The organism is Flavobacterium foetidum (assembly GCF_004634245.1).
Lineage (GTDB): Bacteria > Bacteroidota > Bacteroidia > Flavobacteriales > Flavobacteriaceae > Flavobacterium > Flavobacterium foetidum.
In genome coordinates this window covers 172,578-199,117 of record NZ_SJTF01000011.1, presented here as the reverse complement: position 1 = coordinate 199,117, position 26,540 = coordinate 172,578, and the positions used below count along the sequence as shown (strand labels likewise).

Annotated in this window: 27 protein-coding genes and 2 tRNA genes; 11 read left to right on the top strand and 18 right to left on the bottom strand. The window is 34.2% G+C overall.

The window, feature by feature from the left end:
- Positions 1-3: 3 nt before the first annotated feature.
- From E0W73_RS15215 to idi, 7 genes are all read right to left on the bottom strand, one after another.
- Positions 4-77, bottom strand: a tRNA-Thr gene (locus tag E0W73_RS15215).
- Positions 78-164: 87 nt separating this feature from the next.
- A tRNA-Thr gene (locus E0W73_RS15210) sits at positions 165-238 on the bottom strand.
- Between the two features lie 76 nt (positions 239-314).
- Positions 315-581, bottom strand: a complete 267-nt coding sequence (locus tag E0W73_RS15205) for a hypothetical protein (RefSeq protein ID WP_135222905.1) — start codon at positions 579-581, stop codon at positions 315-317.
- Between the two features lie 58 nt (positions 582-639).
- Positions 640-1,608 (bottom strand): type I phosphomannose isomerase catalytic subunit, encoded by a 969-nt coding sequence (locus E0W73_RS15200; RefSeq protein ID WP_135222904.1) that lies wholly within the window; start codon positions 1,606-1,608, stop codon positions 640-642.
- A gap of 46 nt (positions 1,609-1,654) precedes the next feature.
- A complete protein-coding gene (locus tag E0W73_RS15195; protein ID WP_135222903.1) occupies positions 1,655-2,113 on the bottom strand; it encodes a peroxiredoxin in 459 nt (152 codons plus the stop codon).
- Between the two features lie 4 nt (positions 2,114-2,117).
- Positions 2,118-2,528, bottom strand: coding sequence for a 6-carboxytetrahydropterin synthase (locus E0W73_RS15190; protein WP_135222902.1), 411 nt, complete (start codon positions 2,526-2,528; stop codon positions 2,118-2,120).
- Positions 2,529-2,550: 22 nt separating this feature from the next.
- On the bottom strand, positions 2,551-3,078 hold the full coding sequence (idi, locus tag E0W73_RS15185; protein ID WP_135222901.1) for an isopentenyl-diphosphate Delta-isomerase: 528 nt from the start codon (positions 3,076-3,078) through the stop codon (positions 2,551-2,553).
- A 319-nt stretch (positions 3,079-3,397) separates the two neighbouring features.
- Here idi and msrB point away from each other — a divergent pair, with 319 nt between their 5' ends.
- Positions 3,398-3,949, top strand: a complete 552-nt coding sequence (gene msrB / locus E0W73_RS15180; protein ID WP_135222900.1) for a peptide-methionine (R)-S-oxide reductase MsrB — start codon at positions 3,398-3,400, stop codon at positions 3,947-3,949.
- 6 nt (positions 3,950-3,955) lie between these two features.
- Positions 3,956-4,564: a peptide-methionine (S)-S-oxide reductase MsrA gene (msrA, locus tag E0W73_RS15175; protein ID WP_135222899.1), complete on the top strand. Its 609-nt coding sequence runs from the start codon at positions 3,956-3,958 to the stop codon at positions 4,562-4,564.
- Positions 4,565-4,883: 319 nt separating this feature from the next.
- Here msrA and E0W73_RS15170 read toward each other — a convergent pair whose 3' ends face one another.
- Positions 4,884-5,321 (bottom strand): META domain-containing protein, encoded by a 438-nt coding sequence (locus E0W73_RS15170; RefSeq protein ID WP_135222898.1) that lies wholly within the window; start codon positions 5,319-5,321, stop codon positions 4,884-4,886.
- 239 nt (positions 5,322-5,560) lie between these two features.
- On the opposite strand from E0W73_RS15170, the gene E0W73_RS15165 reads away from it, so the two are divergent.
- Both E0W73_RS15165 and E0W73_RS15160 read left to right on the top strand, forming a co-directional pair.
- Positions 5,561-6,964, top strand: a complete 1,404-nt coding sequence (locus E0W73_RS15165; RefSeq protein WP_135222897.1) for an aminopeptidase P N-terminal domain-containing protein — start codon at positions 5,561-5,563, stop codon at positions 6,962-6,964.
- 55 nt (positions 6,965-7,019) lie between these two features.
- Positions 7,020-7,688 (top strand): hypothetical protein, encoded by a 669-nt coding sequence (locus E0W73_RS15160; protein WP_135222896.1) that lies wholly within the window; start codon positions 7,020-7,022, stop codon positions 7,686-7,688.
- A gap of 126 nt (positions 7,689-7,814) precedes the next feature.
- On the opposite strand, the gene E0W73_RS15155 is transcribed toward E0W73_RS15160, so the two are convergent.
- Together E0W73_RS15155 and E0W73_RS15150 are read right to left on the bottom strand one after the other, a co-directional pair.
- The gene (locus E0W73_RS15155) at positions 7,815-8,903 is read right to left on the bottom strand and encodes a DUF6630 family protein (protein ID WP_135222895.1); all 1,089 of its coding nucleotides are present in this window, start codon (positions 8,901-8,903) and stop codon (positions 7,815-7,817) included.
- A gap of 277 nt (positions 8,904-9,180) precedes the next feature.
- The gene (locus E0W73_RS15150) at positions 9,181-10,740 is read right to left on the bottom strand and encodes an NAD(P)/FAD-dependent oxidoreductase (RefSeq protein WP_135222894.1); all 1,560 of its coding nucleotides are present in this window, start codon (positions 10,738-10,740) and stop codon (positions 9,181-9,183) included.
- Between the two features lie 301 nt (positions 10,741-11,041).
- On the opposite strand from E0W73_RS15150, the gene E0W73_RS15145 reads away from it, so the two are divergent.
- Positions 11,042-11,281 carry a hypothetical protein gene (locus E0W73_RS15145; protein WP_135222893.1) on the top strand — a complete coding sequence of 80 codons (240 nt, stop codon included), beginning with the start codon at positions 11,042-11,044 and terminating at the stop codon, positions 11,279-11,281.
- Between the two features lie 114 nt (positions 11,282-11,395).
- Here the strand turns inward: E0W73_RS15145 and recQ are convergent, their stop codons facing one another.
- Positions 11,396-13,591 carry a DNA helicase RecQ gene (gene recQ / locus E0W73_RS15140; RefSeq protein ID WP_135222892.1) on the bottom strand — a complete coding sequence of 732 codons (2,196 nt, stop codon included), beginning with the start codon at positions 13,589-13,591 and terminating at the stop codon, positions 11,396-11,398.
- Between the two features lie 86 nt (positions 13,592-13,677).
- Between recQ and E0W73_RS15135 the strand changes: the two genes are divergently transcribed.
- The 4 genes from E0W73_RS15135 (at position 13,678) to lptB (ending at position 16,762) form a co-directional block, all read left to right on the top strand.
- Positions 13,678-14,643, top strand: coding sequence for a KpsF/GutQ family sugar-phosphate isomerase (locus tag E0W73_RS15135; RefSeq protein ID WP_162847716.1), 966 nt, complete (start codon positions 13,678-13,680; stop codon positions 14,641-14,643).
- Positions 14,643-15,458 (top strand): twin-arginine translocase subunit TatC, encoded by an 816-nt coding sequence (gene tatC / locus E0W73_RS15130; RefSeq protein ID WP_135222891.1) that lies wholly within the window; start codon positions 14,643-14,645, stop codon positions 15,456-15,458. Before E0W73_RS15135 ends, tatC begins: the two co-directional genes overlap by 1 nt.
- Positions 15,451-15,801, top strand: coding sequence for a carboxymuconolactone decarboxylase family protein (locus E0W73_RS15125; protein ID WP_135222890.1), 351 nt, complete (start codon positions 15,451-15,453; stop codon positions 15,799-15,801). Before tatC ends, E0W73_RS15125 begins: the two co-directional genes overlap by 8 nt.
- Positions 15,802-16,021: 220 nt before the next feature.
- Positions 16,022-16,762, top strand: coding sequence for an LPS export ABC transporter ATP-binding protein (lptB, locus tag E0W73_RS15120; RefSeq protein WP_012022391.1), 741 nt, complete (start codon positions 16,022-16,024; stop codon positions 16,760-16,762).
- 180 nt (positions 16,763-16,942) lie between these two features.
- Here the strand turns inward: lptB and E0W73_RS15115 are convergent, their stop codons facing one another.
- Together E0W73_RS15115 and E0W73_RS15110 are read right to left on the bottom strand one after the other, a co-directional pair.
- Positions 16,943-17,797, bottom strand: coding sequence for a glycoside hydrolase family 25 protein (locus E0W73_RS15115; protein ID WP_135222889.1), 855 nt, complete (start codon positions 17,795-17,797; stop codon positions 16,943-16,945).
- A gap of 9 nt (positions 17,798-17,806) precedes the next feature.
- Positions 17,807-18,538: a CDP-alcohol phosphatidyltransferase family protein gene (locus tag E0W73_RS15110; RefSeq protein ID WP_135222888.1), complete on the bottom strand. Its 732-nt coding sequence runs from the start codon at positions 18,536-18,538 to the stop codon at positions 17,807-17,809.
- A gap of 223 nt (positions 18,539-18,761) precedes the next feature.
- Here E0W73_RS15110 and E0W73_RS15105 point away from each other — a divergent pair, with 223 nt between their 5' ends.
- A complete protein-coding gene (locus E0W73_RS15105; RefSeq protein WP_449404040.1) occupies positions 18,762-19,829 on the top strand; it encodes a putative type IX sorting system protein PorV2 in 1,068 nt (355 codons plus the stop codon).
- 33 nt (positions 19,830-19,862) lie between these two features.
- The gene (locus E0W73_RS15100; RefSeq protein WP_135222887.1) at positions 19,863-20,993 is read left to right on the top strand and encodes a lipoprotein N-acyltransferase Lnb domain-containing protein; all 1,131 of its coding nucleotides are present in this window, start codon (positions 19,863-19,865) and stop codon (positions 20,991-20,993) included.
- A 6-nt stretch (positions 20,994-20,999) separates the two neighbouring features.
- On the opposite strand, the gene E0W73_RS15095 is transcribed toward E0W73_RS15100, so the two are convergent.
- From E0W73_RS15095 to E0W73_RS15075, 5 genes are all read right to left on the bottom strand, one after another.
- On the bottom strand, positions 21,000-22,394 hold the full coding sequence (locus tag E0W73_RS15095; protein WP_135222886.1) for an exopolysaccharide biosynthesis polyprenyl glycosylphosphotransferase: 1,395 nt from the start codon (positions 22,392-22,394) through the stop codon (positions 21,000-21,002).
- Positions 22,395-22,467: 73 nt separating this feature from the next.
- The gene (locus E0W73_RS15090) at positions 22,468-23,799 is read right to left on the bottom strand and encodes an O-antigen ligase family protein (RefSeq protein WP_135222885.1); all 1,332 of its coding nucleotides are present in this window, start codon (positions 23,797-23,799) and stop codon (positions 22,468-22,470) included.
- Positions 23,796-24,872: a glycosyltransferase gene (locus tag E0W73_RS15085; RefSeq protein ID WP_135222884.1), complete on the bottom strand. Its 1,077-nt coding sequence runs from the start codon at positions 24,870-24,872 to the stop codon at positions 23,796-23,798. The genes E0W73_RS15090 and E0W73_RS15085 overlap by 4 nt, the downstream gene beginning before the upstream one ends.
- Positions 24,869-25,987: a glycosyltransferase gene (locus E0W73_RS15080; RefSeq protein WP_135222883.1), complete on the bottom strand. Its 1,119-nt coding sequence runs from the start codon at positions 25,985-25,987 to the stop codon at positions 24,869-24,871. Before E0W73_RS15080 ends, E0W73_RS15085 begins: the two co-directional genes overlap by 4 nt.
- Positions 25,984-26,538 carry a serine O-acetyltransferase gene (locus tag E0W73_RS15075; RefSeq protein WP_135222882.1) on the bottom strand — a complete coding sequence of 185 codons (555 nt, stop codon included), beginning with the start codon at positions 26,536-26,538 and terminating at the stop codon, positions 25,984-25,986. Before E0W73_RS15075 ends, E0W73_RS15080 begins: the two co-directional genes overlap by 4 nt.
- Positions 26,539-26,540: the final 2 nt, after the last annotated feature.

Below are 26,540 nucleotides of genomic sequence, written 5' to 3'. Positions count from 1 at the left end.
TTGAGCCGATAGAGGGACTCGAACCCACGACCTGCTGATTACAAATCAGCTGCTCTAGCCAGCTGAGCTACATCGGCATTTTCTGAAGAACATTTCATTTTAAATGAGACTGCCCCTCATTTTAAGCAAAAAAACCATTCACTTTCGTGAATGGTTTCCGTTTGAGCCGATAGAGGGACTCGAACCCACGACCTGCTGATTACAAATCAGCTGCTCTAGCCAGCTGAGCTACATCGGCCTCATTACGGGTGCAAATATAAAGCGGTTTTTCAATTTCCCAAAATAAATTTGCACTTTTTTTATACTTTTTTTGCTTACAAAGCGTTTATTTTTTCAATCAATTGATTAGCAGTTTCTTCCAATTCTGCATTTATTTGTTTGAAGTGCGCTTTTTTATTTTCAACGTTTTTTGCGTTCACTTTTGTAATCAAAGTATCAAATGCAGCAATAGCTTCATCAACCAAAGCATTCGTTTCTGGAGTTGGATTTCCTGTTGTTGACATCTCAAACAAGTAAACTGCCTCAATAATATCTCCCAACACAAAGTTGATGTCTTTCTTTAAATTCTTAACGTTTGCCATTTTTATTTATAATTTTAATTTGCGTCTGCAAAAGTACATATAATCTTGAGAATATATGTTAAGAAATGTAAATTTCTAAAATTGAAGCTTTTCCGCTCAAATTAAATGCATTTATCGCAGCTGGAACCAAAACGGTATCTCCTTTTTTGTAGGACTGCTTAAATCCATTATATTCAATATCAAAAGTTCCTTCTATACACATATAAACTGTAAAAGTCTCTCCTGTTTTAGAAATTTCAATTTTATCTTCTAAAGAAACAAAATTCGTTGTAAAATAAGGACAATCTACAACCGTATTAGAAGTATTTACTTTAGACCCGTATTTTTTCTGTGTATCTACCTTATTATAATTGATTGCATCAAGCGCTAAATCTACATGCAACTCTCTTTTATTTCCCTGAGCATCTACACGGTCAAAATCGTACAATCTATACGTAATATCAGAAGTCTGCTGAATTTCGGCAACAACCAAACCAGCACCAATGGCATGAACTGTTCCTGTTTCTAAAAAGAAAACATCTCCCGCTTTTGCTTTTACGTCATCTAAGATTGATACCAAAGTATTATCATTTAAATGTTTTAAATATTCTTCTTTGCTTGAATCTTCTTTAAAACCAACAATAATCCTAGCATCTGCATCTGCCTGCATGACGTACCACATTTCGGTTTTTCCAAATGAATTGTGACGCTCTTTGGCTAATTTATCGTTTGGGTGAACTTGAATTGAAAGGTCTTCTCTAGCGTCAAGATATTTAAAAAGCAGCGGAAACTGTTTTCCGAAACGCTCATAAACTCTAGTTCCTAAAATTTCGTTTGGGTTCTGATCGATCAGTTCCATTAAGGATTTTCCTTTCAAATCTCCGTTTGCAACAACGCTTATATCTCCTTCTACAGTAGACAATTCCCAGCTTTCGCCAGTAATCTTAGAAGTAATAGGTTTATTTAATTCTGTTTTTAGTTTTTCTCCTCCCCAGATTCTTTCCTTTAAAATCGGTTCAAATTGTAATGGGTATAAATTCTTATTCATTTTCTTGGGCTTGTATTTTAATTAAATTCTGTTTATTGTTTCTCATTTACAAAACCAACTCCTTTACTGTTTCCAGTGCTTTCGGAATGTGTTTTGCGGCATTAACACTGTCAAATATCGAAATGACCAAACCGTTCTTATCAATAATATAGGTAACACGGCCCGGCAAAAGTCCGAACAAATTATTGCGGACACCGAAAAGCTTTCTTAATTTTTTATCTCGATCAGAAAGCAAAATAAAAGGCAATTGATGTTTAGCAGCAAATTTGTGATGCGATTTTACACTATCACTGCTAATCCCGATTACCTCAGCTCCCAAATCTTTAAAATCTTCATATTGATCCCGAAAACTGCAGGCTTCTGTTGTACAGCCAGGCGTATTATCTTTTGGGTAAAAATAAATCACCACAGGCTTTCTTCCTAAAACGCTTTGGCTTTCAAAAGTTTCTCCGTTATTGTCTTTTGCAGTAAAATTCGGAACTATATCTCCTATTTTTAATGACATTTTTTTATTCTCCTTTATAAGTTACAAAATTGCGATCCGTTTCATTAAGCACGACTTCCAGATCAAAGTCGGGATGAATTCTTTTTCTAATCTTATTCCATATCACAACAGCAATATTTTCTGCGGTTGGATTCAAATCTAAAAACTCGGGAACATCCAGATTTAGATTTTTGTGATCAAACGGAATTTCTACTTCTTCTCGTATAATATCTGCCAATACTTTCACATCTAAAACAAAACCAGTTTCTGGGTCAATCTTTCCTGTAACACTTACTGTTAAACCATAATTATGACCATGAAAATTAGGATTGTTGCATTTTCCAAAAACAGCATCGTTTTTTTCAAATGACCAATCTTTTCGATGCAGCCGATGTGCAGCATTAAAATGTGCTTTTCTTGATATGGTTACTCTCATTTAGGCTTTTGGTTCGTTTGGGTTAAAGTTTATGATCTTCTAGATAATGATAAAATTCATCAAAAATTATTTTAAACCAAACCGTATATATTTCGGGCTGTTTTTCGATATCTGCTTTTACATCTTCAATCTTCATCCACTTCCAGTCTTCCACTTCTTCGGTATTAATGTTTGGATCTTCGTTATAATACCCAATCATTACATGATCCAATTCGTGTTCTGTCAGTCCGTTGTCAAAAGGTGCTTTGTAAATAAAATGAAACAGTTCTTTTAAGTCTGTTTTAAATCCCATTTCTTCAAACAATCTTCTGCTTCCCGCTTCGATATTGGTTTCTCCTTCGCGCTGATGACTGCAACAAGTGTTTGTCCAGAGCAGAGGTGAATGGTATTTTTGATGCGCTCGCTGCTGCAACATGATTTCATTTTGTTTATTTAAAACAAAAACAGAAAATGCACGGTGCAAAAGCGCTTTTTCATGTGCTTCTAACTTTGGCATTAAGCCAATCTGCTCATCATTCTGATTAACTAATATTACGTTTTCTTCTGTCATAAGTCTTCTTAAGCAAACAAAAATACGAAAAAAGAAATGGCTTAAAAATCCTAATCAAAATTGTAAAAATGCCAACTCGTAACTCAATTTCTATTTTTCTGATTTACAACATTATAAATCACGTTAAAAATTAAAAGCTGTTAAAATTAAGACATAAAAACTAGATTCACTTTATTTACGTAACTAATAAAAAGTTAAAACACACTTAAAAAAATCTCAATTATTTCAAACTCAGTATTTCGAGCTAAATCTCAACGTATCTTTGATATATTCAAAATCCTAAAGAATACTGATTTAATACAAAATCCACTATTTGTTTATGAAATCTAAAACACAATTTCTGAGTCTTTGTTTTTTACTACCGCTTTTTATTTTGCAAGCCTGCGGACAAAACAATAAAAATTATACAAAACCTACTGCTGCCAAAAATGTCATCAGCAAACCAAACAATCCGTATTATTCTAATACAGACACTACAAAACTAAACGTAAGTGATGCCGAATGGAAAAAGGTTTTACCAGAAGATGTTTACGCTGTTATGCGTGAAGCCGACACCGAAAGGCCTTTTACCGGAAAATATTGGAATACGGATGAAAAGGGAACTTATTATTGCGCTTCTTGCGGCAATAAACTTTTTAGGTCTACTGCAAAATTCTCAAGCAGCTGCGGCTGGCCGAGTTTCTATGAACAGGAAAATAAAAAAAGCATTGTCTTTAAAGATGATAATTCTCTTGGAATGGAAAGAATCGAAACACTTTGCGGGCGTTGCGGCGGACACTTAGGTCACATTTTTGATGATGGTCCAGAGCCTACCGGAAAACGATATTGTATGAATTCGATTGCCCTTGATTTTATCCCCGACTCTAAATAATTTATTATGAAAAATATACTTTTAATATGTTTTATTTCGCTTTCGCTGAATGGCATTGCGCAGAATAAAAAAGCATCTAACTTAGAAACCATTACGCTTGGCGGTGGTTGTTATTGGTGCGTTGAAGCTGTTTATGAAAATTTGGATGGTGTAAAATCTGTCGTTTCAGGTTTTTCTGGAGGCAAAGTTGCCAATCCAACGTACGAGGAAGTTTGTACCGGAACAACTGGACATGCAGAAGTTGTTCAGATTACGTATGACAAGACTGTGACCGACATTAATGAAATTTTTAAAGTGTTTTTTACCGTTCACGACCCAACGACTTTAAACCGTCAAGGCGCTGATGTCGGAACGCAATATCGTTCGGTGATTTTCTATAAAAACGAAGAACAGAAAAAAGCGGCACAACTTATTATAGCCGAACTCAACAAAGCCAAAGTATACAACAATCCGATTGTGACCAAAGTAGAACCTTTAAAAGCTTTTTACAAAGCCGAAGATTATCATCAAAACTATTATGCAAACAATAAAAATCAGCCGTATTGTAAAATGGTAATCCAGCCAAAGCTGGAAAAATTTGAAAAGGTTTTCAAGGATAAACTTAAAAAGCATTAAAAGTTTCAATGTAAAAGATAAGCTGTTCAAAATATATCGAGCAGCTTATTTAATTTTAAAAAAGCACGCTTCGGAGAGCAAAATAATTATAGAAAATGTATTTATGATTGATAAAAAAAGCTCCAGCGGAGCGGCATGTTTTTTTTCGTAATGGTAAAATATGCCGCTCCGCTGGAGCTTTCCTATTGGGATCTTTTTATTTCTATAAATATTTTGCCCCTCTGGGGCCCTAATTAAAATAAGTAGAGTAACAAAAATCTAAATAAGCTGTTCACTATTTCATGTGGCCTATTTATTCGTTGATCCATTTTAGACGAAACTATTGTTTTGCTACTTTTTTGAATCGCATTACTGGAACATCTCCATTAATTAAATTCAGTTTTCCATCTTTATCAATTGAATAACTCGTAACTTGTTTTATTTGTTTCAAAAATTCCTGCTCTCCTCCACCATCACAAAACATCATGGTTGTTGGTCCAGCCTCGCCAAAAGTCAAAGATTTTCCTTTTAAAGTATATGGAGCACTATAACCATTACATCCGTTATTACCGTAAACTCTGGTTTCTTTTTGGTCAAAAGTAAGCTGTGGCTTTTTATTCGGGTACAATCCATCAAAAGCAATTCTTGGTCCGGAAATATATTCTAATTGCCAAGTGGTATCAAATAGATTTCCTGCATTTGAAGCTTCTTTTGATGCATTGCATGAAGCAAAAAATAAAGTCAAAACCGAAACGACTGCGAGTGTGTATTTTTTCATTTTTTTTTGTTTTAAAAGATTATTCTTATTTGTTTTTGAAGATTATAAATATTCCGTTTCTCAATATTCATGCCTTAGTTTCAGGTTTTAGTTTTTTGAATGGGAATTTTTATATATGTAAGTTACTACACTTTATTTATTTTTTTAGAGGTCAAACATTTAAATTCAATTAAGCAAATGCATTTTTTTGTAATTTTCAGGAATCAAAACCAAAATCATCAACCAAAAATCAAAAAACAATGAAACAATTACTGTTATTGTTTGCCTTTATTATTAGCTTTTCCGAAATCCATTCACAGGAAAATTTGCCAACAGATTTCCTTTCAAAAGAATTTCACAAAGGCCGCCGTGACGCTTTTCGAAATTTAATGCCCGCCAATTCGGTTGCGATAGTTTTTTCTTATCCCGAACGAGTGTTTTCAAAAGACATCAATTATAATTACCACGCAAATCCTGATCTGTATTATCTAACTGGCTACAAAGAACCGGATGCTGTTTTGTTGCTTTTTAAAGAACCACAAGGAGTCGAAAAATATACTGAAGCTCTTTTTGTGAGAGAAAGAAATGCTGCTCAGGAAACCTGGACAGGGAGACGTCTGGGTGTTGAAGGCGCCAAATCTAAATTAGGTTTTACCACTGTTTATAACGGAAAAGATTTTAATGCTTTTGCCATTGACTTTAAAAAATTTGACAAAATTATCTACGATAAAATTCCAACAGATCTTGGAAAAAACAAATCAGGTTTTGATCTTTTCGGTTTAATTGAATCGTTCAAATCTAAAGCTTCGATTAAAACTGATGATGAAGCTCCTGTATTGCTTTTCAATACGATCACGAATTCTTTAAGAGAAATAAAAACTCCTGAAGAAATAGATTTAATGCGAAAATCGGTTAAACTTTCCTGCATTGCCCACAACGAAGTAATGAAAGCGGTTGGCCCGGATATGAGCGAAAATGAAGCAGACGGAATCCACAGATACATTCACAGACATTATGGTGCCGAAGATGAAGGTTATCCGCCGATTGTTGGCGCTGGAGCAAATGGCTGTATTCTGCATTACGGAGAAAACAATGCCGTAAAAATTGACAATCAGCTTTTGTTGATGGATGTTGGTTCTGAATACCACGGTTATTCTGCCGATGTGACCCGAACTGTTCCTGCAAACGGGAAATTTACGGAAGAACAGAAAGCAATCTATCAATTGGTTTATGATGCACAAGAAGAAGTTTTTAAGCTTTGCAAAGAAGGAACTCCTTTTCAGGATGTAAACAAAAGAGCTCGTGAAGTAATTGAAAAAGGACTGCTAAAACTCGGAATAATAACCGATGCTAAAGATGTTAGAATCTACTATCCGCATAGCTGTTCGCACTTTTTAGGTTTAGATGTTCACGACAAAGGAGATTATATGGGAACCCTAAAAGAAAACATGATTATTACTGTTGAACCCGGAATATATATCCCCGCAAACAGCACTTGTGATAAAAAATGGTGGAATATCGGAGTTAGAATTGAAGATGATATTTTAATCAAAAAAGATTCTTATGAAAACCTTTCGGCGGAATCTCCGAGAAAATGGCAGGATGTTGAAAAACTGGCTTTAGAAAAAAGTACTTTTAATGATATGAAGTTTCCTAAAATCTAATTTAAATCTTATCCAAGCGATTCTTGACCTTCAAAGCTTAACAATAATCAAACACATGAAAAGACATTTAATTTTATTATTATTTACAATATTAATAGCCTGTAATAGTTGCAATAAAAAAGTAAAAGAGCCTAAAAAGATTATTGAAACCAAACAAAAAGTTACTACATCTACAGAGCCTAAAGAAAAAGATAAATCAATTTACGATTCGAAATTTCTTGAAAAAGAAAACGTCTTAATCAATAATCATAAAGTAATATTGACAAAAGATGAATTTGAATCAATTTATACGCACATTGATTCTACAAAAACACGGCTTTGGGAATGCGGCAGTCCGTTTGAATGGTTAGACGAAAAATGGATGACTAAAACATATGGTAAAAAAAATAAAGAAACAGGACTATTTCCCAAATTCAACGGGGAAATAACGAGCATATACAGCCAAAATATTGATTTTGCGACCAATAATCATATCGTATTATTTGACACAGGTTCTGCTGACAATAATACTTTTGAAATTATTTCGCACAATATCAAATTAAATAAAGACACAACGGTAAAAGAGTTTAGAAGCAAGTTTCCGAATATAGAAATGGAAAAAACTGATTATCCAAACGAAGTTCGATTTAGATTTTATTTAAACAATCAGAGTGACGATGCTTTTCTATTTTATTTTAAAGACGGAAAACTCAACTACCTTACTTTATGGTGGCTTTTATGTTAAGAAAATGCTTTTTAATTTCACTTAAAACCAAAATAATAAACCTAGTAAATGAGCTTCAGTTTTCATTCACTTTGTTTTTAAATTTAAATTAATTAACGCAGATTAGTGTAATTCGTGGCTATCTTTCTAAAGCTGGTCAATTTCAATCTTCGTTAATTCTGACAATTCTAAAATTCTGCTGACCTCATTTTTATTGGCGACAAAAAACAGGTAATTATCTCCGTTTGTATTGTAACTCATCAACTCAAGTCCGTGTTTTTCTAAAGCTGTTTGTATATACGGAAACAAATCGTGGCTGTAGGTTTCTTCAGGATATTCAAAATTCAAATCTTCTCCAATCATTTCAGAAATAAAATATTCTGCATCTTCCGGATCAAATTTCCAGTCGCTATTCCAAGCATCTATGCTTTCAAAAAACTCAAAATGTCCTTCTATGATATCGTAATAATCTTCTTCTGGCCTTTTGAAATTCTCAAACAACATTTTAGATTGCTCTTTAAGCTCTTCTTCTTCAAAATCTCCTCTTGAAACCAAGTTTATAAATTCTTCGAAAGTCTTTTCAGTCACTTCTTCAAATTCTATCAAACTTTCATTTGAAGGCAGTTCAACCGTTTTCGGGATCTCGATATCCAGATATTCGCAGATTCCCTGTAAAACCAGTTTAAAATCCTTAACGCCTATTTTCTGAGTTTCGTTTTTAGGGTTATTGAAGTCCAGTTGTTCCATATCCAGCAAACCTTTGGTATAATCGGTAAAGTGCGTGCTAGAATATAAGATTTTGAAATCGTTTATTTCGAGACTGTTCGTACAACAGAATAAAATGACAAAATTATTCATCGTACGCTTAAAATATTGCTTGACTTCTTTTGTCGGTTCCGAATAAAACTGGATATGAATAAAATCATATTCTAAACCTTCTTCAATCATTTCTGGAGTCAGCGTTCCAATATCGACCTTTTTATAAAGTTCATTTAAAACTTCATAAGAATTAGTAAAACCTGCTTTTCTAATTTCTTTTCTCGCTTCATCATGATCAAACGAGCCTGGGAAATAAAATAAATTAACCCAGACCTGATCCTGAATTCCTTTAACCTTAAATTCAAAACTTCCCTGCTGGTTGTACAAATAAGAATATATTGGGTTGATAACATCGAAAGATATTATTGATTCTGGATCGTTGTTTCTATTAAATAAATTTGAGAATAGGCTTTTCATTAGGCATATATTGATTAAACAAAGCAACTCGTCGGGTGAAATTATTTTCAACACATAGAAACATAGTTTAACTAAACTTAAAAAAGGCGTTTCACTACTCTAAATGCACATAGTTTAGCTATGTGTGGAAACTTGTTTCTTCCATTTTCTGTTTTTGGCACAAAAAACTATGCTTCTATGTGTTAAAATGCTTTTATTTTTTAATTACACCCAACGGGTTAAACAAAGCAATAAATATATTACAAAATTTAATTATCCGAAAAAATCTATTTTGCAATTATTTCAAGGACTCAGCAATCATCAACGCACATTTTTCGCCGTCAATTGCCGCAGAAATAATTCCGCCTGCATAACCTGCTCCTTCTCCGCAAGGGTACAATCCTTTTATTTGCAAATGTTCTAAAGTCACAGGGTCTCTCGGAATTCTTACGGGTGATGAGGTCCTGCTTTCTGGCGCATGTAAAATGGCTTCGTTGGTTAAATAACCTCGCATTGATTTGCCAAATTCCTGAAATCCCTGACGCATAATCTGCGTTAGAAAACCCGGAAAAACCTGTCCTAATTCGACCGAAGTTGTTCCCGGAACATAAGATGTTTTCGGAATATCTGCTGAAACTTTATTTTGAGTAAAATCTATCATTCGCTGCGCCGGAACTTTTTGAGTTTGTCCAGCCAAATGCCATGCTTTTTGTTCTATGCTTTTTTGAAATTCCATTCCTGCCAAAGCTCCGAATTTTGCGAAAGGTTTAAAATCTTCTAATTTTAATTCGACCACAATTCCTGAATTTGCTGTCGACTGATCACGTTTTGATGGCGACCAACCGTTTGTAACCACTTCTCCCGGACTTGTAGCACAAGGCGCAATTACACCTCCCGGACACATACAAAACGAATACATTCCACGTCCGTTGACTTGTTTTACGATAGAATATGGCGCTGGTGGCAAATGTTCGCCACGGAAATCACAACTGTACTGAATACTATCAATCAATTCTTGTGAATGCTCTGCACGAACACCTAAAGCAAAAGGTTTTGCTTCAATTAAAATTTTCTTTCTGTTTAATAATTCAAAAATATCGCGGGCCGAATGCCCTGTTGCCAAAATTAATTTATTAGCATGAATTTTATCTCCGTTCTGTGTTACGATTCCTTGTACTTCATTATTTTTTACTAAGATATCATCAACGCGGGTTTCAAATAAAACTTGTCCACCAAATTCCCTAATTTTATCTCTGATATCCTCAATAATTTTAGGCAGTTTATTTGTTCCAATATGCGGATGCGCTTCGACCAAAATAGCTGATGAAGCGCCAAAAGCCACCAGAAGTTCTAAAATTCGGGTAACATCTCCTCGTTTTTTGGAACGTGTATAAAGTTTCCCGTCAGAATAAGTTCCGGCTCCACCTTCACCAAAACAATAATTCGAATCTTCGTTTACAATATGTTCACGATTAATTGCTTTTAAATCACGACGACGCCCTCGAACATCTTTTCCTCTTTCGAGCACAATTGGCTTTAAGCCTAATTCAATTAATTGCAATGCGGCAAAAAGCCCCGCCGGACCAGCTCCAACTACAATAACTTCTTGTGCGTTTGAGACGTCTTTATATTTTGGAAGTTCGAGTTTAGTTTCCTGAAAAGGTTCGCCTTTTAAATAAATAACCACTTTCAAGTTGATTTTAATCGCTTTCTGACGTGCATCAATAGAGCGTTTTAGAATAGAAACATGCTGAATTTCTTGTGGAGAAACTTTAATCTGCTTAGACAAATGGTCTTTTAGCAATGATTCGTTTGCAGCAATTTCAGGTGTAACTTGAAGTAAAAGTTCTTTCGGCATTTTGTCTTTTTTATTCTATTAGCTTTTCTTTCTATGAAAAGAACATGCAAAAGTACTATTTTGAAATGAGATTTTATATTTACTGTAAAATTTGCACGCAGATTAGGACAGATCCAAACAGATTTTATGATTATTCTTTTAGCCACAGATTATTTGGATAAAATGATTCCCTTACGAGTAGTTAGACACACTGCGGTGCCTTTCTAGAGCAAAAAACTTAGAACCTTAGCATCTCAGAAGCCTAGAACCTTTAAGAAAGACTTTGTACCTTTGTCACTTGAACCTTTGCACCTATAAAATAATGTCTAGAAAAATAAAACTAATTTGGGATTTCCGCGGACCCGCTTCAGCCAAGACCGCCGAGCATCATGAAATTCATTTGAAAGAATATATAGTTATTGAAAAACTTCCATTAAACATTACTGGCTTTTCAATTCTAAATGAGATGCACGCAACCGCTTTTATGGTAGTTACTGATGAAAATATGATTCAGGTAAGAGATGCTTTGAAACCGCATCGAGGGGAAGTTTATGCTGAGTAAAATTCCAAAAAAAATAAAATTCCAAATTCCAATGCTATAGAAGACTGGAACTTGGAATTTTTATTTGAATATTCCCTTAAAAGATTGGAATTTGGAATTTCTAAAAATTGGAATTTAATTAGCAACTTCACTAATAAATTTAATACGCATTAAACGTAATTCATCAATATCGTAATCGCCATCGAATTCTTTTAGTGCATCTTCAATCTTATCCGATTCTGATTCCATGAAGTAATCATAAATTTCTTCTTGCTGATCATCGTCAAGCATATCGTCAATCCAGTATTTTATGTTCAGCTTCGTTCCAGAATATACAATCTGTTCCATTTCCTTAATAAGAGCATCCATGGTCAAACCTTTCGCGGATGCGATATCATTTAGAGACAATTTTCTGTCGATATTCTGAATAATGTAGAGTTTATTAGCAGAATTAACGCCTGTAGACCTTACTACAAGATCATCTGGGCGAATAATATCGTTGTCTTCAACATATCGGCTGATTAGGGCTACAAACTCGCTTCCATATTTTTTGGCTTTTCCTTCACCGACACCATGAATATTGTATAATTCGGTTATGGTAATTGGATATTTAAGCGCCATGTCCTCAAGAGAAGGATCCTGAAAAACCACAAACGGCGGCACACCTAGTTTTTTGGCTACTTTTTTACGAAGTTCACGCAACATGCCAGTCAGTACTTCATCGGCAGTGCCAGAACCTTTGGCCCCTGTTACGATTGTTTCGTCATCTGCTTCAGTATATTCATGATCTTCAGACATCATAAACGACACTGGGTTTTTAATAAAATCCAATCCCTGCTGTGTAATTTTAATTACACCATAGGTTTCGATATCTTTAGACAAATAGCCTGAAACCAAAACCTGTCTTAAAAGTGCCATCCAATATTTTTCGTCATGTTCTGATCCTGAACCAAAATAAGGTTGCGTATCTGTTTTGTGTGCTTTAATAACGGCATTTACACGACCGATTAAAGTAAACACAATTTCTTTTGATTTGTAAATATGTTTGGTATCTCGTACGATTTCTAGCAATTTGACTGCTTCGTCCTTAGCTTCTATTTTGTTTTTAGGATTACGTACGTTGTCGTCCATATCGGCGCCTTCGCCTGTTTCGCTGTCAAATTCTTCTCCGAAATAATGAAGAAGAAACTTTCTGCGCGACATAGAGGTTTCGGCGTAAGCCACAACTTCCTGCAAAAGAGCAAAACCAATTTCTTGTTCAGCAACCGGTTTTCCAGACATAAATTTCTCCAGCTTTTCTACATCCTTATAAGAATAATAAGCAAGGCAGTGTCCTTCTCCTCCGTCTCGCCCTGCACGTCCTGTTTCCTGATAATAGCTTTCTAGTGATTTTGGGATATCGTGGTGAATTACAAAACGAACATCAGGCTTGTCAATTCCCATTCCGAATGCTATAGTTGCCACCACAACCTCAACATCTTCCATCAAAAACATATCCTGATGTTTGGCGCGGGTCTTAGCGTCTAAACCTGCGTGGTAAGGAACCGCACTGATACCGTTTACTTGTAGAACTTCGGCAATCGATTCTACTTTTTTACGGCTCAGGCAATAAATAATTCCTGATTTTCCTTTATGCTGTTTTATAAAACGAATAATATCAGACTCGATACTTTTTGTTTTAGTGCGTACTTCATAATATAAATTAGGCCTGTTGAATGACGCTTTAAAAGTATTAGCATCAGACATATCAAGGTTCTTTAGAATATCTTCCTGAACCTTTGGAGTTGCAGTTGCAGTAAGCCCAATGATAGGCACTTTTCCTAACTGCTTAATAATACTTCTTAAATTTCTGTATTCAGGTCTGAAATCATGTCCCCATTCTGAGATACAATGAGCTTCATCAATAGCTACAAATGAGATTGGCACACTTTGCAAAAAAGCAACATACTCTTCTTTTGTTAAAGATTCGGGAGCTACATATAAAAGTTTGGTTAAACCTGAAGTGATATCTTTTTTAACCTGTGCAATTTCTGTTTTTGTAAGAGAGGAATTCAACACATGTGCAATTCCGTTTTCTGAAGAAAGGCTTCGAATGGCATCGACCTGATTTTTCATCAAAGCAATTAACGGAGAAACAACGATTGCTGTTCCATCCTGAATTAAAGCGGGTAATTGATAACAAAGAGACTTTCCACCACCTGTCGGCATAATTACAAAAGTATTCTTTCCATCTAAGATACTCGTAATGACTTGCTCCTGCAAGCCTTTAAATTGGCTAAAGCCGAAATACTTCTTTAATTCTTTATGTATTTCAATTTCGTTTGAATTCATTCTCTATATTAATGGTAATTTGTATAAATTTGCAACACATAAAGATACAACTTTCTTTTATACCTACAAATTTTAAATATTCTGTTTTGATTACAAAAGAAAATATACTGGCAATCGCCAAAAAAACAATCCTCTCTGAAAGTGAAGCAATTACAAAACTAATTGATTATCTAGATGAAAATTTCAACGAAGCAGTTCAGCGCATCTACGAATCAAAAGGGCGATTAATCGTTACAGGTATCGGAAAAAGCGCCATCATTGCGCAAAAAATGGTAGCCACTTTTAATTCGACCGGAACACCTTCTATGTTCCTGCACGCATCAGAGGCTATTCATGGTGATTTAGGAATGATTCAAAACGACGATGTTATAATATGTATCTCTAAAAGCGGCAACAGTCCTGAAATCAAAGTTCTTATTCCATTATTGAAACGTTTCGGAAATACATTGATTGCCATTACTGGAAACATTACTTCATCTTTAGCAAAAGGCTCAGACTATATTTTAAATACTACCGTTGACACAGAGGCCTGCCCTATCAATTTGGCCCCTACAAACAGTACGACGGCTCAACTCGTAATGGGCGATGCGCTTGCAGTTTGCTTAATGGAAATGCGTGATTTCAAGCCTGAAGATTTTGCGCTTTATCATCCAGGAGGCGCTTTAGGAAAAAAACTATTGTTGCGTGTAAAAGACATGATTGAGCATTCGCTAAAACCAATGGTCACGCCAGAAACTTCTATAAAAAAGGCTATTTTCGAAATTTCGGAAAAACGTCTTGGAGTTACAGCTGTTGTAGAAAGTGATAAAATTGTCGGAATTATTACTGACGGAGATATTAGAAGAATGCTTAATGACCGAGATACTATTGCCGATTTGACTGCAAAGGATATCATGAGCAAAAATCCGAAAATAGTTTCTTCTGAAACTATGGCGGTAGACGCTTTGAATATCCTAGAAGACTTTTCAATTACCCAATTGATTGTGGCAGACAATGGCCAATACAAAGGAATATTGCATTTACATGACATTTTAAAAGAAGGAATCGTATAATGGCAAAGAAAAACCTAAACGAAATGTCGTTTTTAGACCATCTTGAAGAACTAAGATGGCTTTTAGTAAGAAGCACAATTGCAGTTATCGTAATGGCTATTGTGACTTATTTTATAAGTGATTATTTGTTTGACGAAATCATCCTCGGCCCAACAAGACCCACATTTTTTACTTATGTCTGGTTTTGTGATTTATCGCATCAGCTGGGTTTTGCAGACAGCATTTGCATCACAGAACTTAATTTCATTATTCAGAATACTGAAATGGAAGGTCAGGTTAACATATTTGTTTGGATGTGTATTCTGGCTGGATTTATCCTGAGTTTTCCTTTTATACTCTGGGAAATCTGGAAATTCATTAGTCCAGCTTTGTATGAAAAAGAAAGAAAAAATGCTAAAATATTCATTTTTACTTCTTCGTTATTATTCTTTTTAGGAGTAATTTTTGGCTATTATGTAGTAATCCCGATGTCTGTAAATTTCGTTGCGACTTTTTCTATTAGTGACGTTGTGGTAAACCAGTTTACCCTTGATTCGTATATGGGAATGGTAAAAACGAGTATTTTAGCCAGCGGACTGTTTTTCGAACTTCCGATTATCATTTACTTCTTAACAAAACTGGGGCTGGTAACGCCTGAGTTCTTAAGAAAATACTGGAAATACGCAGTAGTTCTTATTTTAATTATTGCTGCAATTGTTACGCCACCAGATGTTGTGAGCCAGACTATTGTAGCGATTCCGATGTTAATTATCTACGAACTCAGCATCTGGATTTCGAAGGTTGTTTATAAAAATAAATTAAAAGAAAATGTCTGATTTAATTCAAGAATTCAACGATTATCGTTCTAAAATGAACGAAAAATTACTCGCAGATAACAACAAAATTGTAAAGCGTATTTTTAACCTTGATACCAACGCATACGCACCGGGAGCTCTTGATGTAAAAACAAAAGAACTTTTAGGCTTAGTAGCTTCTACAGTTTTACGATGCGACGACTGTGTAAAATACCATTTAGAAACCAGTTACAAAGAAGGCGTTTCTAAGGAAGAAATGATGGAAGCAATGGGAATCGCAACTCTTGTTGGAGGAACGATCGTAATCCCGCATTTAAGGAGAGCTTACGAATTCTGGGAAGCTCTAGAAGAAGCGGGTAAATAATTAGAAAATGTGCCAATTTGATAATTAGATAATTTCTTGAAATACGCTAATTATTCAATACTGAAGAACAAATTCTAAATTTGAAAACGCAATAATTTGTTAATTCATTTATCGGATTGATTATTTTACATTTATTTTGCCTTTCAAATCAAATTAACAAATTAAATCTGAGCTAGTATTAATTATCTCATTTTCAAGTTATCTAATTATCTAATTAAAAATGAAGCTAAGAGCCGATAATTTAATCAAAACCTATAAAGGACGTAGTGTTGTAAAAGGAATTTCTGTTGAGGTAAATCAAGGAGAAATCGTTGGGCTTTTGGGGCCGAATGGAGCCGGAAAAACAACGTCTTTCTACATGATTGTGGGATTGGTAAAACCAAATCAGGGAAACATTTATCTTGATGATTTGAATATTACCGATTATCCGATGTACAAACGTGCGCAACAAGGAATTGGTTATCTAGCGCAAGAAGCTTCTGTTTTTAGAAAATTAAGTATTGAAGACAACATTCTGAGCGTTTTGCAATTGACAAAACTCTCTAAAGAAGCTCAAATTGCTAAAATGGAAAGCTTAATCGAAGAATTTAGCTTAGAACATATTCGAACCAACCGAGGCGATTTACTTTCGGGAGGTGAGCGCCGTCGTACTGAAATTGCTCGCGCATTGGCAACCGACCCGAAATTTATCTTATTAGATGAGCCTTTTGCAGGAGTCGACCCAGTTGCGGTTGAAGACATTCAGAGAATTGTAGCCCAGCTTAAAAATAAAAACATCGGAATCCTGATTACCGACCACAACGTTCAGGAAACATTGGCCATTACCGACAAAACATACCTAATGTTTGAAGGAGGAATCCTAAAAGCGGGTGTCCCAGAAGAATTGGTAGAAGACGAAATGGTTCGTCGTGTATATCTTGGACAAAACTTCGAGCTTCGAAAAAAGAAACTGGAGTTTTAGTATTCAGTGGTCAGATTTTAAGTAATCAGTTATATTTAGTAGTCAGTTTTTTAGTCATCAGTTTGAAGCTGAATACTAAAAAACTGATTTTCTTTTTGAATCCTTAAAGACTGAACACTAAAATTCTAAATACTGAACTTTTTTTTTAGGGCTGACCACTAAAAAACTGAACACTGAACACTATTCTACAGTAATAAACTGCAACTGCTCAATATCGCCGTTGTAAATATTAACATCAACACGATGTTTAATTCCTGGCAAAGAAGCTTTTTCTGTAAATTGCCAAAACAGCCAGTCATCTTCAATTTTTTCTCTGTAGAAATTATAATTGGCTATCCAAAACAAATAGTCTCCAAATTCTTCTTTTAAGAAATCAGAATAATATCTTTCTCCTGAATAAATAATCGGACGTACCTGGTAATGTTTTTCAACCTTAAGCAACCAACGTTTTAAACCTTTTTTCAAACTGTCTAAAGATTGATTCTTGGGAAGTTTTTCGATATCCAAAACCGGCGGAAGATCGCCCTTTTCCAATTTTACGGTTTTAATAAAAAGATCTGCCTGCTCGATTGAATTTTCGTTTGGACGGTAATAATGGTAAGCGCCGCGCATAATCTTGTTTTCTTTTGCGCCTGTCCAGTTTTTCTTAAACTGGCGGTCGACTCTATCATTTCCTGCCGTTGCGCGTATAAAAACAAATTGTACAGGATATTTATCTTCTAAAATCTCAATCTCTTCCCAGTCGACTTTTCCTTGAAATTCAGATACGTCGATTCCGATCACTTTGCCTTTGTGATTTTCCAAAACACGAATATTCCGAACATCAGAAAGATGCTTCTCGACTTCGTCTTCTCCTATAACTTTTTCTGATTTAAAACCAAGGTAATAAGCAAGTCCGTGGCGATAATGATAGATTACGCCAATAAAGAGTGCCGTAAAAAAGAGCAGAGAAAGTGTTCTAAAAATCCTGCCCAGAAAAGAACTTCCTGCTGGTTTTCTAGAATATGTTTTACGATAAGTCGTTTTTTTTGCCATTCAGCTAAATTACTTTTTTAAAAAGAGATTATTGACAACAGACAACAACACGTAAAAAACAATAATTAGCGGAATTGCAATGTATTGCAACAAAACGACCATTAGTACAGAAACTATCAAAAATACAATTTGAAGCGCATTTTCCTTTAAGCTGAATTTCTTAACCTTTAAAGAAAATAACGGAATTTCGGCATTCATAACATAAGCGCTGCAAATTGTTATCAGTAATAAAACCCATTCATTGGTTAAAATTTCTAGCATTATTAGAGAATCAGAAAAATCTATAACCAAAGGTAAACTCAAAATAAACAATGCATTGGCAGGAGTAGGTAAACCAATAAATGAATCTGTCTGACGGGTATCAATATTAAAATTAGCCAATCTGTAGCAAGCCCCTAAAGTGATGACAAATCCTAAAAAAGGTATGGCCGCCTGACCACCAATTTGATGACCGCTTCTTTCAAACAAACTATACATCACATATCCTGGCACTACACCGCTGGTCACCATATCTGCCAAAGAATCTAGCTGCAGTCCGAGCGGGCTTGAAACTTTGAACAATCTGGCAAAAAATCCGTCAAAAAAATCAAAAAAGATTCCTAAACATACCATATAAAAAGCCATAAGAAAATAAACAGAATCTTGTCCGCTATTTGCCATAGACACAAATACAACGGCAACACAGCCACAGAAAAGATTCAATAATGTAATTAGATTTGGAATATGCTTTTTAATATTCATGATTTGATTTGATAAATTGTGAAGGACAAATTTCGTATAAATAAGCGACATTTTGGTAGAAAAGTTCACACTTTGATGTAACAAAATTCGCATTTGGGTCTACAAAATTCGAATCGCCTAAAAAATCACAAAACTTAACTTTTATAATAATTGAATTAGATAATTAAAATATTCTATTTTTGATAAAAATTAGAACAGACCTCAATCTGCAAAAATAGATACGTTGAAAAAAATCTTTGCATTTTTACTCTTTTGGAGTTTTACCTTTCCGTACGCACAAACGGTTCGAAAATATTCGAATGAATTCATGAATATTGGAGTTGATGCTGCAGCGCTAGGGATGTCGAGCGCCGTAACCGCTTCTACAAACGATGTAAATGCCGTTTATTGGAATCCGGCCGGCCTAACCAATCTTGAAGATCATCAGCTTGCCTTGATGCACGCGAGTTATTTTGCCAATATTGCGCAGTACGATTACATAGGCTACGCAAGCCCGATTGACGACAGAAGTGCGTGGGGAATTTCGATGATCCGTTTTGGAGTCGATGACATTATGGATACGACGCAACTAATCGACAGTCAGGGTAATATCGATTACAATAGAATTCGATTGTTTTCTACAGCAGATTACGGATTTACTTTTTCGTACGCCAGAAAACTTCCTGTGGACGGATTTCAGTATGGTGTTAATGCCAAAGTAATTCGACGAGTTATCGGGAAATTTGCCAACTCATGGGGATTCGGATTTGATATCGGACTTCAGTTTGAAAGAAACGACTGGAAATTCGGTTTAATGCTTCGCGATATTACCACTACTTACAATATTTGGAATATTGATGAAGAAGAATACAAAAAAATCTCTGATGCAATTCCGGGAGAAAACAATGAATTACCTGAAAGCACCGAAATAACTCTGCCAAAAGCACAATTGGGAGTTTCAAAAAGATTTGATTTTCATAATGATTACAGTCTTGTAACCGCTGCGAATCTAAATATGCGATTTGAACAAACAAATGATATTATTTCATCAAAAGTAGTAAGTATAGACCCAGCTCTAGGGTTTGAATTTGGTTATACCGATTTGGTTTTCTTAAGAGCCGGCGCAGGAAACTTTCAGAATGTAACGCAACTCGATAATAGTGAAAAATTAAGTTTTCAGCCTAACATCGGATTAGGATTTAGATACAAAGGAATCCAGATTGATTATGCTTTGACCGATTTAGGAAATCAAAGCACTGCATTATATTCTAACATTTTTTCGTTGAAAGTAGATTTAGGAGTCTTTAGGTAATATTAAAACCATAAATCTTTAAAAAATTAAATCATGAAAACTGTATTCAAAAAAGCACTTTTTATTTTATTCTTATCTAGCTTTATTGGTTTTAGCCAAAGTTTACCTTTATCTAAAGATGCCAAAATAAGTATATTAACTTGCGGATTAGGAAATGAAACTTATTCTTATTTCGGACACACCGGCATAAGAGTTTCTGACCCTGAAAATAATTTTGATGTCGTGTATAATTACGGAGCTTTTGACTTCAGAACTCCGAATTTTGTGCTGAAATTTGCAAAAGGCGATTTACAATATTTTGCTACAGTGCATTCGTATGCAGATTTTTTTAACGAATACACTTATGAGAAGAGAAGCATTTTTGAGCAAGAACTTTTAATTTCTCAAGATTTAAAACAAAAGCTTTTTGATCAATTAAATGCTGTACTAGCCTCTGAAGACCGTTATTATACTTATAAATTCATTGATAAAAACTGCACTTCGATGGTGGTTGATATCGTAAATAAAACATTAAACGGAAATGTAATTGTAAAGAAGGAAGATGCAGACAAAACCTATCGTTCGATTCTGTTTCCTTATTTTAACGGTCATTTTTATGACCAATTAGGAACCAGTATTATTTTCGGAACAAAAGTAGACCAAATGGGAACGAGAATTTTCCTTCCTTTTGAACTTAAAAACAGTTTAGACAAAACTACTTTTCAAAATAAACCTCTTGCAGCAAAAAGCAAAACATTGCTAGAGTTTGAAAAAGAGACTCCGAAATCTTGGTGGAACAACGTTTATACTTATCTCTTTATATTGCTTTTTGTAATTTTTGCCAGAAATAAAACAGTTGATAAAATTTATTTTACAATCCTGTCTTTAATTGGAATCTTCTTTGTGGTGATGGGATTTTATTCATTCCACCAAGAACTGGCAATGAATTATAACATATTGTTATTCAGTCCATTTTTATTGATTCTCGTTTTGTTTTCGATTCTCAAAAACAAATTATGGACTTATCGATTTTCATTAATCAACTTTGTCCTTTTGGTAGTTTACTTCTTATTTTTGATTAATAAAGCACATTTCTTCATCACTTTGCCGTTAATCATCACAAGCGGCGTGCTTTTAGTACGAACTGCAATCCGAAACAAAAAGCCAATACCAATTATCATCTAAAAAAATCTATTGACCTCTATAAAACAAAACAGTAGTAATGGTTTTGAAAGTGATGCTCAAATCAAGAAAAACGCTTCTGTGTTTGATGTAATATAAATCGTATTGAAGTTTAACCAAGCTTTCGTCTATAGATTCTCCGTACGAATAATTTACTTGTGCCCAGCCTGTAAGTCCAGGTTTTATGACATGGCGAGTTTCATAAAAAGGCATCAGAGCAGCAATTTCTTCGACAAAAAACGGACGTTCGGGTCTTGGACCAATTACAGCCATATCGCCTATTAGAACATTAAAAAACTGCGGAAGTTCGTCGAGTCTCGATTTGCGTAAAAATTTACCAAAAGGCGTAATTCTTTTATCATTAGAAGAAGCAAATACCGCTCCATTAGCTTCAGAATGCTCAACCATTGTTCTGAACTTATAGATTTTAAAAACAACACCGTTTTTTCCTACTCGATCTTGTGTGTAAAACAAACTACCTTTGTTTGCTATCAGATTTCCGACATAAATTATTGGAATAAAAAGAAAACAGATTATTAAACCCGAAACAGAGAGAAAAAACTCCATTAATCGAATCTGGATCAGATACAGTCTGTTATTATTGCTTCTGCTAAAGGGGAAAAAACGATAGAAATCCCGACCAATGTAATGCACCGGAATTCGTTGTGTCTTGCTTTCGTAAACCTGAGTATATTCTCTAATAACATAACCCGATTCTAATAAATGAAGCAGTTGCTGGTATAAATCTGCTGTAATTCCGTCTGTTTTCTGCGATGCAATTACAATTTCCGAAACATTGTTTGAAGCAGTAAAACTTTCAAGATTTTTCTTTTTGATTTCTTTTACATAGTGAAAGTCACTATTGGCAACTGACTCAGAATCTGAATTTACAAAACCAATAATTTTGTAATGCGGATCTACACTTTCTAATCCGAGAACCAATTCTTCGACTTGACTTTCATCACAAATCAAAACTACATTTTGTGAAAAACGAGTAGAAGCGAGAAAATAGACATAGAAAAAACGCCAGGCTAAAAGTGCGCTAAGAACCGCAAAGTAAAAAATCAGAATTACAATTCGCTGCTTAGGCAATTCAGGCGAAAGCACGGGAGTAAACAGATAAAAAGTAGAAGCTGTAATAGAAGAAAGAATAACACTTCTGAGTATTTGAAGCTGGCTGCTAGCAGTCTGAAGATTATACATTTCGAATATAGTTCCGAAAATGTATACATAAGAAATAAGCAAAAGACTTTTTAAAAATTTTTCGGTACTCCATTCAAAATAATGGAATTCAAAAAATAAACTCAGCAGGTAGAGAAAAGACAAAATAAATACTGCATCACAGAGATGGAGCAAAACTTTCCTTTCAGAAATTTCGAAATGTATTCTTCTTTTTGCAGGCATGTGTTAAAATGTTTGGGAGTCATTTTATTAGCAGCAAATGTATCGTAAAAAATTCAAGAAAATCTATAAAACACTATGCTTTTTCTGGATTTTTAACAACCACTGAAAGAAGTGTAAGAGCATACACAAAAGCGGGTGCTGCAGTTCGCATTGCAGCGTGATTGATTGTTAACAGCCAGAAAACAAAAAATGACAAAAAATAAAGATGCTGCCTATTATTTACATAAAGCATAAGGGGTGTAATAAAAAGCACTAAAAAAGCAAGAATTCCGAAAAGACCATGTTCTGAAAGCAGTCTTGTTATTTCATTATGAGAAGCGACTTCATCACCTGTAGTTTCCATTCTTTTTGACTTACTCATTCCAGCCCCTATTCCTAAAAGGGGATTATCAATAAACAACTTAATTTCTTCATTCATAATTTCCTCTCTTCCTCCTAAACGGTCTGCTTTTTCTCTTCCAAGTGCATCTTTATTAGCATACCGTTTTTCGATTAAACCATTAGTTTGCAAAGAGCTGTACGTCCAGATTCCGATAGCTATAAGGCTCGTCATAAAAAAAACCACACTAAATCTAGACCTCCCTTTTTGGTTAGAGAAAAAATACACCACAAATAATAAGCAAATAATCATTCCAACAGCTGTTAAAACACCTCCACGGGAAAATGTTACAATAGCTCGGTAACTTATAAAAATTAGCAAACTTACATTTAAAAGCATTGTCATTTTTGACTTGGAAAATAAAACTAGTTGTGTGAAAAAAATGAAAATACCCAACCCTAAAATGGTAGAAACTTGATTAGGACCGAATCCTCCAGAAGTTTCAAAATTAGATTGTGTTCCAGTTACCACATCTTTTACACTGGGATTATACAAAAATAAATATACGGTAGTGGTTATAATTGGAAGTCCCATTATTATTAAAATATTCTGTAAATCAGAAAGCAAAATTCTACGCTTTATCATGTAAACTGCACAAAAAAACAGACATACAGGCCCTGATAAATTGAACATTAAAATTTTTCTTATGTTTACATTAAAACTATCTAACGTTGTGGCCAACACAGCACTAGGTACAAGAAGAAGAAAAAACAATAAATAAATAAAGGCATTTATAGAAAAACTACTATAGATCATGCCTAAAAACATGTAAAATATGAGACAGACTTTCACATATTCATTATTAAAATTTCCACCCGTCATCCGTAAAAAGACTTCCACTCCCACCATGTAAGCACTTACCAATAACACTTCATTATTTTTATTTTTATTGATAAAAATAATTGAAAGCCCAAAAACTAAAATCAAAAAGCTGTAGATTTTAGATAAAAAAGGTAATGCAAAAATTGCCACAGCAATAAAGACATGACTTAAAATAAGAAAAACATGCAATTTACTACTTTTCATTTCTTTATTTTTTTGTACTCAGAAGTGATTTTATTTATAACAATTTCTGCGGCGTAATTCTTTAAAATTGTTTCTTTTAAATTCTTTCCTAAATCCCTTCTGTAAGATTCGTTATTAATGAGTGCTGACAATTGCAATTTTACTTGAGAGTTCGAAAAAGGATCAAATAATAAGCCATTAAAACCATGTTCAATAATTTTAGAACAGTATCCTGCACTAGTAGAAACTACAGCAAGTTCTTTTTCTCCATATTCTAGCAAAGCAACAGGAAAACCTTCTTCTGTAGAAGACAAAATTCCTATTGAAGCCTGAGATAAGATATAGCCAATATCATTTCTTACTCCATACAAATATACACTATGCTCTAAAGAATATGTATTAATGAAATTTTTGATGGTATTGGAATAATCATCAAAATAATCTTTTCCGATCAAATGCAAACTCCATCCCAAATCATTTAATCTTAAATCTTGAAATGCTTTTAAAATCAAGATATGATTTTTTGGGTTCTTTAAGTTCGCCAAAAAAACGATTCTTTTTCCTGCATCTCCTTTCAATTCTGTCGTTTTTTCATATATATCCACATTAGCAAAATTGGGTATAAAAGTTACACTAGAGCATTTCATGTTTTTTCTACTCCATTCTTCTAGCTTCGGATTTACCACAAAAATGGAAGAAAAAAATACCGATAAAGAAATCAGAACCCTATTCTGTTTTTTTGTTTCCTTAATTCTTGTGCCATAGTGGTCATGCCATATAATTTTTATTGCTGGCATTGTTAGTTTTACGAACACAGCAATAAAAAATGATGAACCATGTGTGTGTAAAATATCAATTTGATTTGTTTTTAGATATTTCCTTAAACGAAAAATTGCCGGAATATCGATAGTTTTATTTCTTTTTAAAAAAAAATAAGGAACTTCTTTGTACAATTTTTCCTTTAGAACACCTTCTTTTCTTGTCGATATCAGTCCTGAAAAATCTATTTTACCTGATAGAGAATTAGCGTAATTCACTGCCATTCTTTCTGCTCCTCCAGCCTCTAAGGAATCTATAATTTGTGCAACTCTCATTTAACCAAAAGCCTTTTAATTTCTGCTTCAAAAATATCTGTTGTATAATCTTTTGACCATTCTGATGCCAATTTACTTTTAGATAAAAAATACTTTTCATTTAAGAGCATTTGCTCAATTGCCTGCAAATCTTTTTCTAAATTCATTTCTAATAAAATTCCTCTATTACCATAATCTAACATATAAGGAACACATGAAACAGCAGTTGCAACAGGAACACACCCCCAAAACATACCTTCTGCGATTGTTTTAGGCCAGCCCTCGCTTTTTGATGGTAAAATTACAAAATGGCTCTTTTGATACGCTATTTTTAAAACATCTTTGTTTTGATTACCATGTAAAAAAACGGATTGCTCTAATTTGTTTTCTGTAATAAAACTTTCAAGAGCAGCTCTTTCTGGTCCTTCACCAAATAAATCAAATTGTACTTTAAAATCTTTTTTCAGCAATTCATTGACAAGCAATAAAGCATACATCGGATTTTTTCCTGACACCAGACTTCCTGTAAAAATGAATTTTATCTTCTCGTTTAATTCCTGCTTCTGAATTTGGATTTTTTCTGCATCCGAATAAGTTGCCGTAAAAAAGGATTTTACATTTTTTGATTGATTTTTCCATTCACCATAAACCAAAACCTGCATCTTTCTGGTTAGAAAAGTATTGCTCAAAATATATTTCTGTAATCTGTAGCTCCAAGGCTGCTTGCTTTTAGGATCCCAATTACCGGCATATTTTGCGGTTTTTGTTTTATGTGGAAAAAAAATCTGGACGAAACTCCCGAGTAAGCCGATATTTCCTGGACATCGCAAATGAATATGGTCTGCCTTTCTCATTGCCTTAAACAAAATCACAAGGTTATAAAAAACGTTGAAAAAAGATTTAATCGCATTTTTCAATGTTTTCAAATTTGAATCAATAAGTTTAAAATGATGAGCAATTTCAAACGGAATTTGAGTAATCAAAAGTCCATTTTCCTGTTCCCAGACCGGACAGCAAAAATCAATTTCGAATGCATTTTTTTTTAAAATAACTAGTTCATTTACATAAGGTGCGTAGGCAAAAGCTTGCTTTTCTTTGTAAATTATCGTAGCAGTTGATACAATTAATAATTTCATATATATCCTTTTGATCCTTTTTGTGAAATTACAACAGCTGGAACTCCAGATATTATAGAAAAATCTGGAAAACTGTCTTTTACTAGCGAACATGCACTCACTAAAACATCATTACCCAATATAATTTTGCCGGCAATAACCGCATTTGCTCCAATATACACATTATTCCCTAAAATAGGAACGCCTCGTTTTTCTCCAAGGCCAGAAACACCAACTGTAACACCTTGCGAAATATTGCAATTATTCCCGATAACCGCATTTGCATTTATAATTATCCCTCCAAAATGGCCGATATAAAAAGAATGGCCGATGGTTACAGAAGCCGGAATAGATATTCCTGTTAAAACTTCAATAATTTTTTGATTTATTAAAACCCAAAGTAATAAAGGAAAACGAAAGATTTTCCATTTGACATTTTTGTAAATGTAATGAGAAATTCTATAATGAAAAGACGCCCAAAAACCCTGTGTGAAAAATACAATAACAAAAAAATTACCTCCGTATTTTAGGTGTTTTTTGTAATCAGACTTAATCAGTTGGAATAATGTCATAA

Excerpts from the sequence above, each read along its gene's own strand:
- E0W73_RS15115 (WP_135222889.1), bottom strand. The coding sequence starts at position 17,797 with ATGGCAAAAAAAACGACTTATCGTAAAACATATTCTAGAAAACCAGCA.
- E0W73_RS15190 (WP_135222902.1), bottom strand. The coding sequence starts at position 2,528 with ATGAGAGTAACCATATCAAGAAAAGCACATTTTAATGCTGCACATCGG.
- E0W73_RS15195 (WP_135222903.1), bottom strand. The coding sequence starts at position 2,113 with ATGTCATTAAAAATAGGAGATATAGTTCCGAATTTTACTGCAAAAGAC.
- E0W73_RS15090 (WP_135222885.1), bottom strand. The coding sequence starts at position 23,799 with ATGAAAAGTAGTAAATTGCATGTTTTTCTTATTTTAAGTCATGTCTTT.
- lptB (WP_012022391.1), top strand. The coding sequence starts at position 16,022 with ATGAAGCTAAGAGCCGATAATTTAATCAAAACCTATAAAGGACGTAGT.
- E0W73_RS15125 (WP_135222890.1), top strand. The coding sequence starts at position 15,451 with ATGTCTGATTTAATTCAAGAATTCAACGATTATCGTTCTAAAATGAAC.
- E0W73_RS15080 (WP_135222883.1), bottom strand. The coding sequence starts at position 25,987 with ATGAAATTATTAATTGTATCAACTGCTACGATAATTTACAAAGAAAAG.
- E0W73_RS15145 (WP_135222893.1), top strand. The coding sequence starts at position 11,042 with ATGTCTAGAAAAATAAAACTAATTTGGGATTTCCGCGGACCCGCTTCA.
- E0W73_RS15085 (WP_135222884.1), bottom strand. The coding sequence starts at position 24,872 with ATGAGAGTTGCACAAATTATAGATTCCTTAGAGGCTGGAGGAGCAGAA.
- E0W73_RS15075 (WP_135222882.1), bottom strand. The coding sequence starts at position 26,538 with ATGACATTATTCCAACTGATTAAGTCTGATTACAAAAAACACCTAAAA.
- recQ (WP_135222892.1), bottom strand. The coding sequence starts at position 13,591 with ATGAATTCAAACGAAATTGAAATACATAAAGAATTAAAGAAGTATTTC.
- E0W73_RS15095 (WP_135222886.1), bottom strand. The coding sequence starts at position 22,394 with ATGCCTGCAAAAAGAAGAATACATTTCGAAATTTCTGAAAGGAAAGTT.
- msrA (WP_135222899.1), top strand. The coding sequence starts at position 3,956 with ATGAAAAATATACTTTTAATATGTTTTATTTCGCTTTCGCTGAATGGC.
- E0W73_RS15155 (WP_135222895.1), bottom strand. The coding sequence starts at position 8,903 with ATGAAAAGCCTATTCTCAAATTTATTTAATAGAAACAACGATCCAGAA.
- E0W73_RS15170 (WP_135222898.1), bottom strand. The coding sequence starts at position 5,321 with ATGAAAAAATACACACTCGCAGTCGTTTCGGTTTTGACTTTATTTTTT.
- msrB (WP_135222900.1), top strand. The coding sequence starts at position 3,398 with ATGAAATCTAAAACACAATTTCTGAGTCTTTGTTTTTTACTACCGCTT.
- E0W73_RS15110 (WP_135222888.1), bottom strand. The coding sequence starts at position 18,538 with ATGAATATTAAAAAGCATATTCCAAATCTAATTACATTATTGAATCTT.
- E0W73_RS15205 (WP_135222905.1), bottom strand. The coding sequence starts at position 581 with ATGGCAAACGTTAAGAATTTAAAGAAAGACATCAACTTTGTGTTGGGA.
- E0W73_RS15150 (WP_135222894.1), bottom strand. The coding sequence starts at position 10,740 with ATGCCGAAAGAACTTTTACTTCAAGTTACACCTGAAATTGCTGCAAAC.
- tatC (WP_135222891.1), top strand. The coding sequence starts at position 14,643 with ATGGCAAAGAAAAACCTAAACGAAATGTCGTTTTTAGACCATCTTGAA.
- E0W73_RS15100 (WP_135222887.1), top strand. The coding sequence starts at position 19,863 with ATGAAAACTGTATTCAAAAAAGCACTTTTTATTTTATTCTTATCTAGC.
- E0W73_RS15160 (WP_135222896.1), top strand. The coding sequence starts at position 7,020 with ATGAAAAGACATTTAATTTTATTATTATTTACAATATTAATAGCCTGT.
- E0W73_RS15165 (WP_135222897.1), top strand. The coding sequence starts at position 5,561 with ATGAAACAATTACTGTTATTGTTTGCCTTTATTATTAGCTTTTCCGAA.
- E0W73_RS15200 (WP_135222904.1), bottom strand. The coding sequence starts at position 1,608 with ATGAATAAGAATTTATACCCATTACAATTTGAACCGATTTTAAAGGAA.
- idi (WP_135222901.1), bottom strand. The coding sequence starts at position 3,078 with ATGACAGAAGAAAACGTAATATTAGTTAATCAGAATGATGAGCAGATT.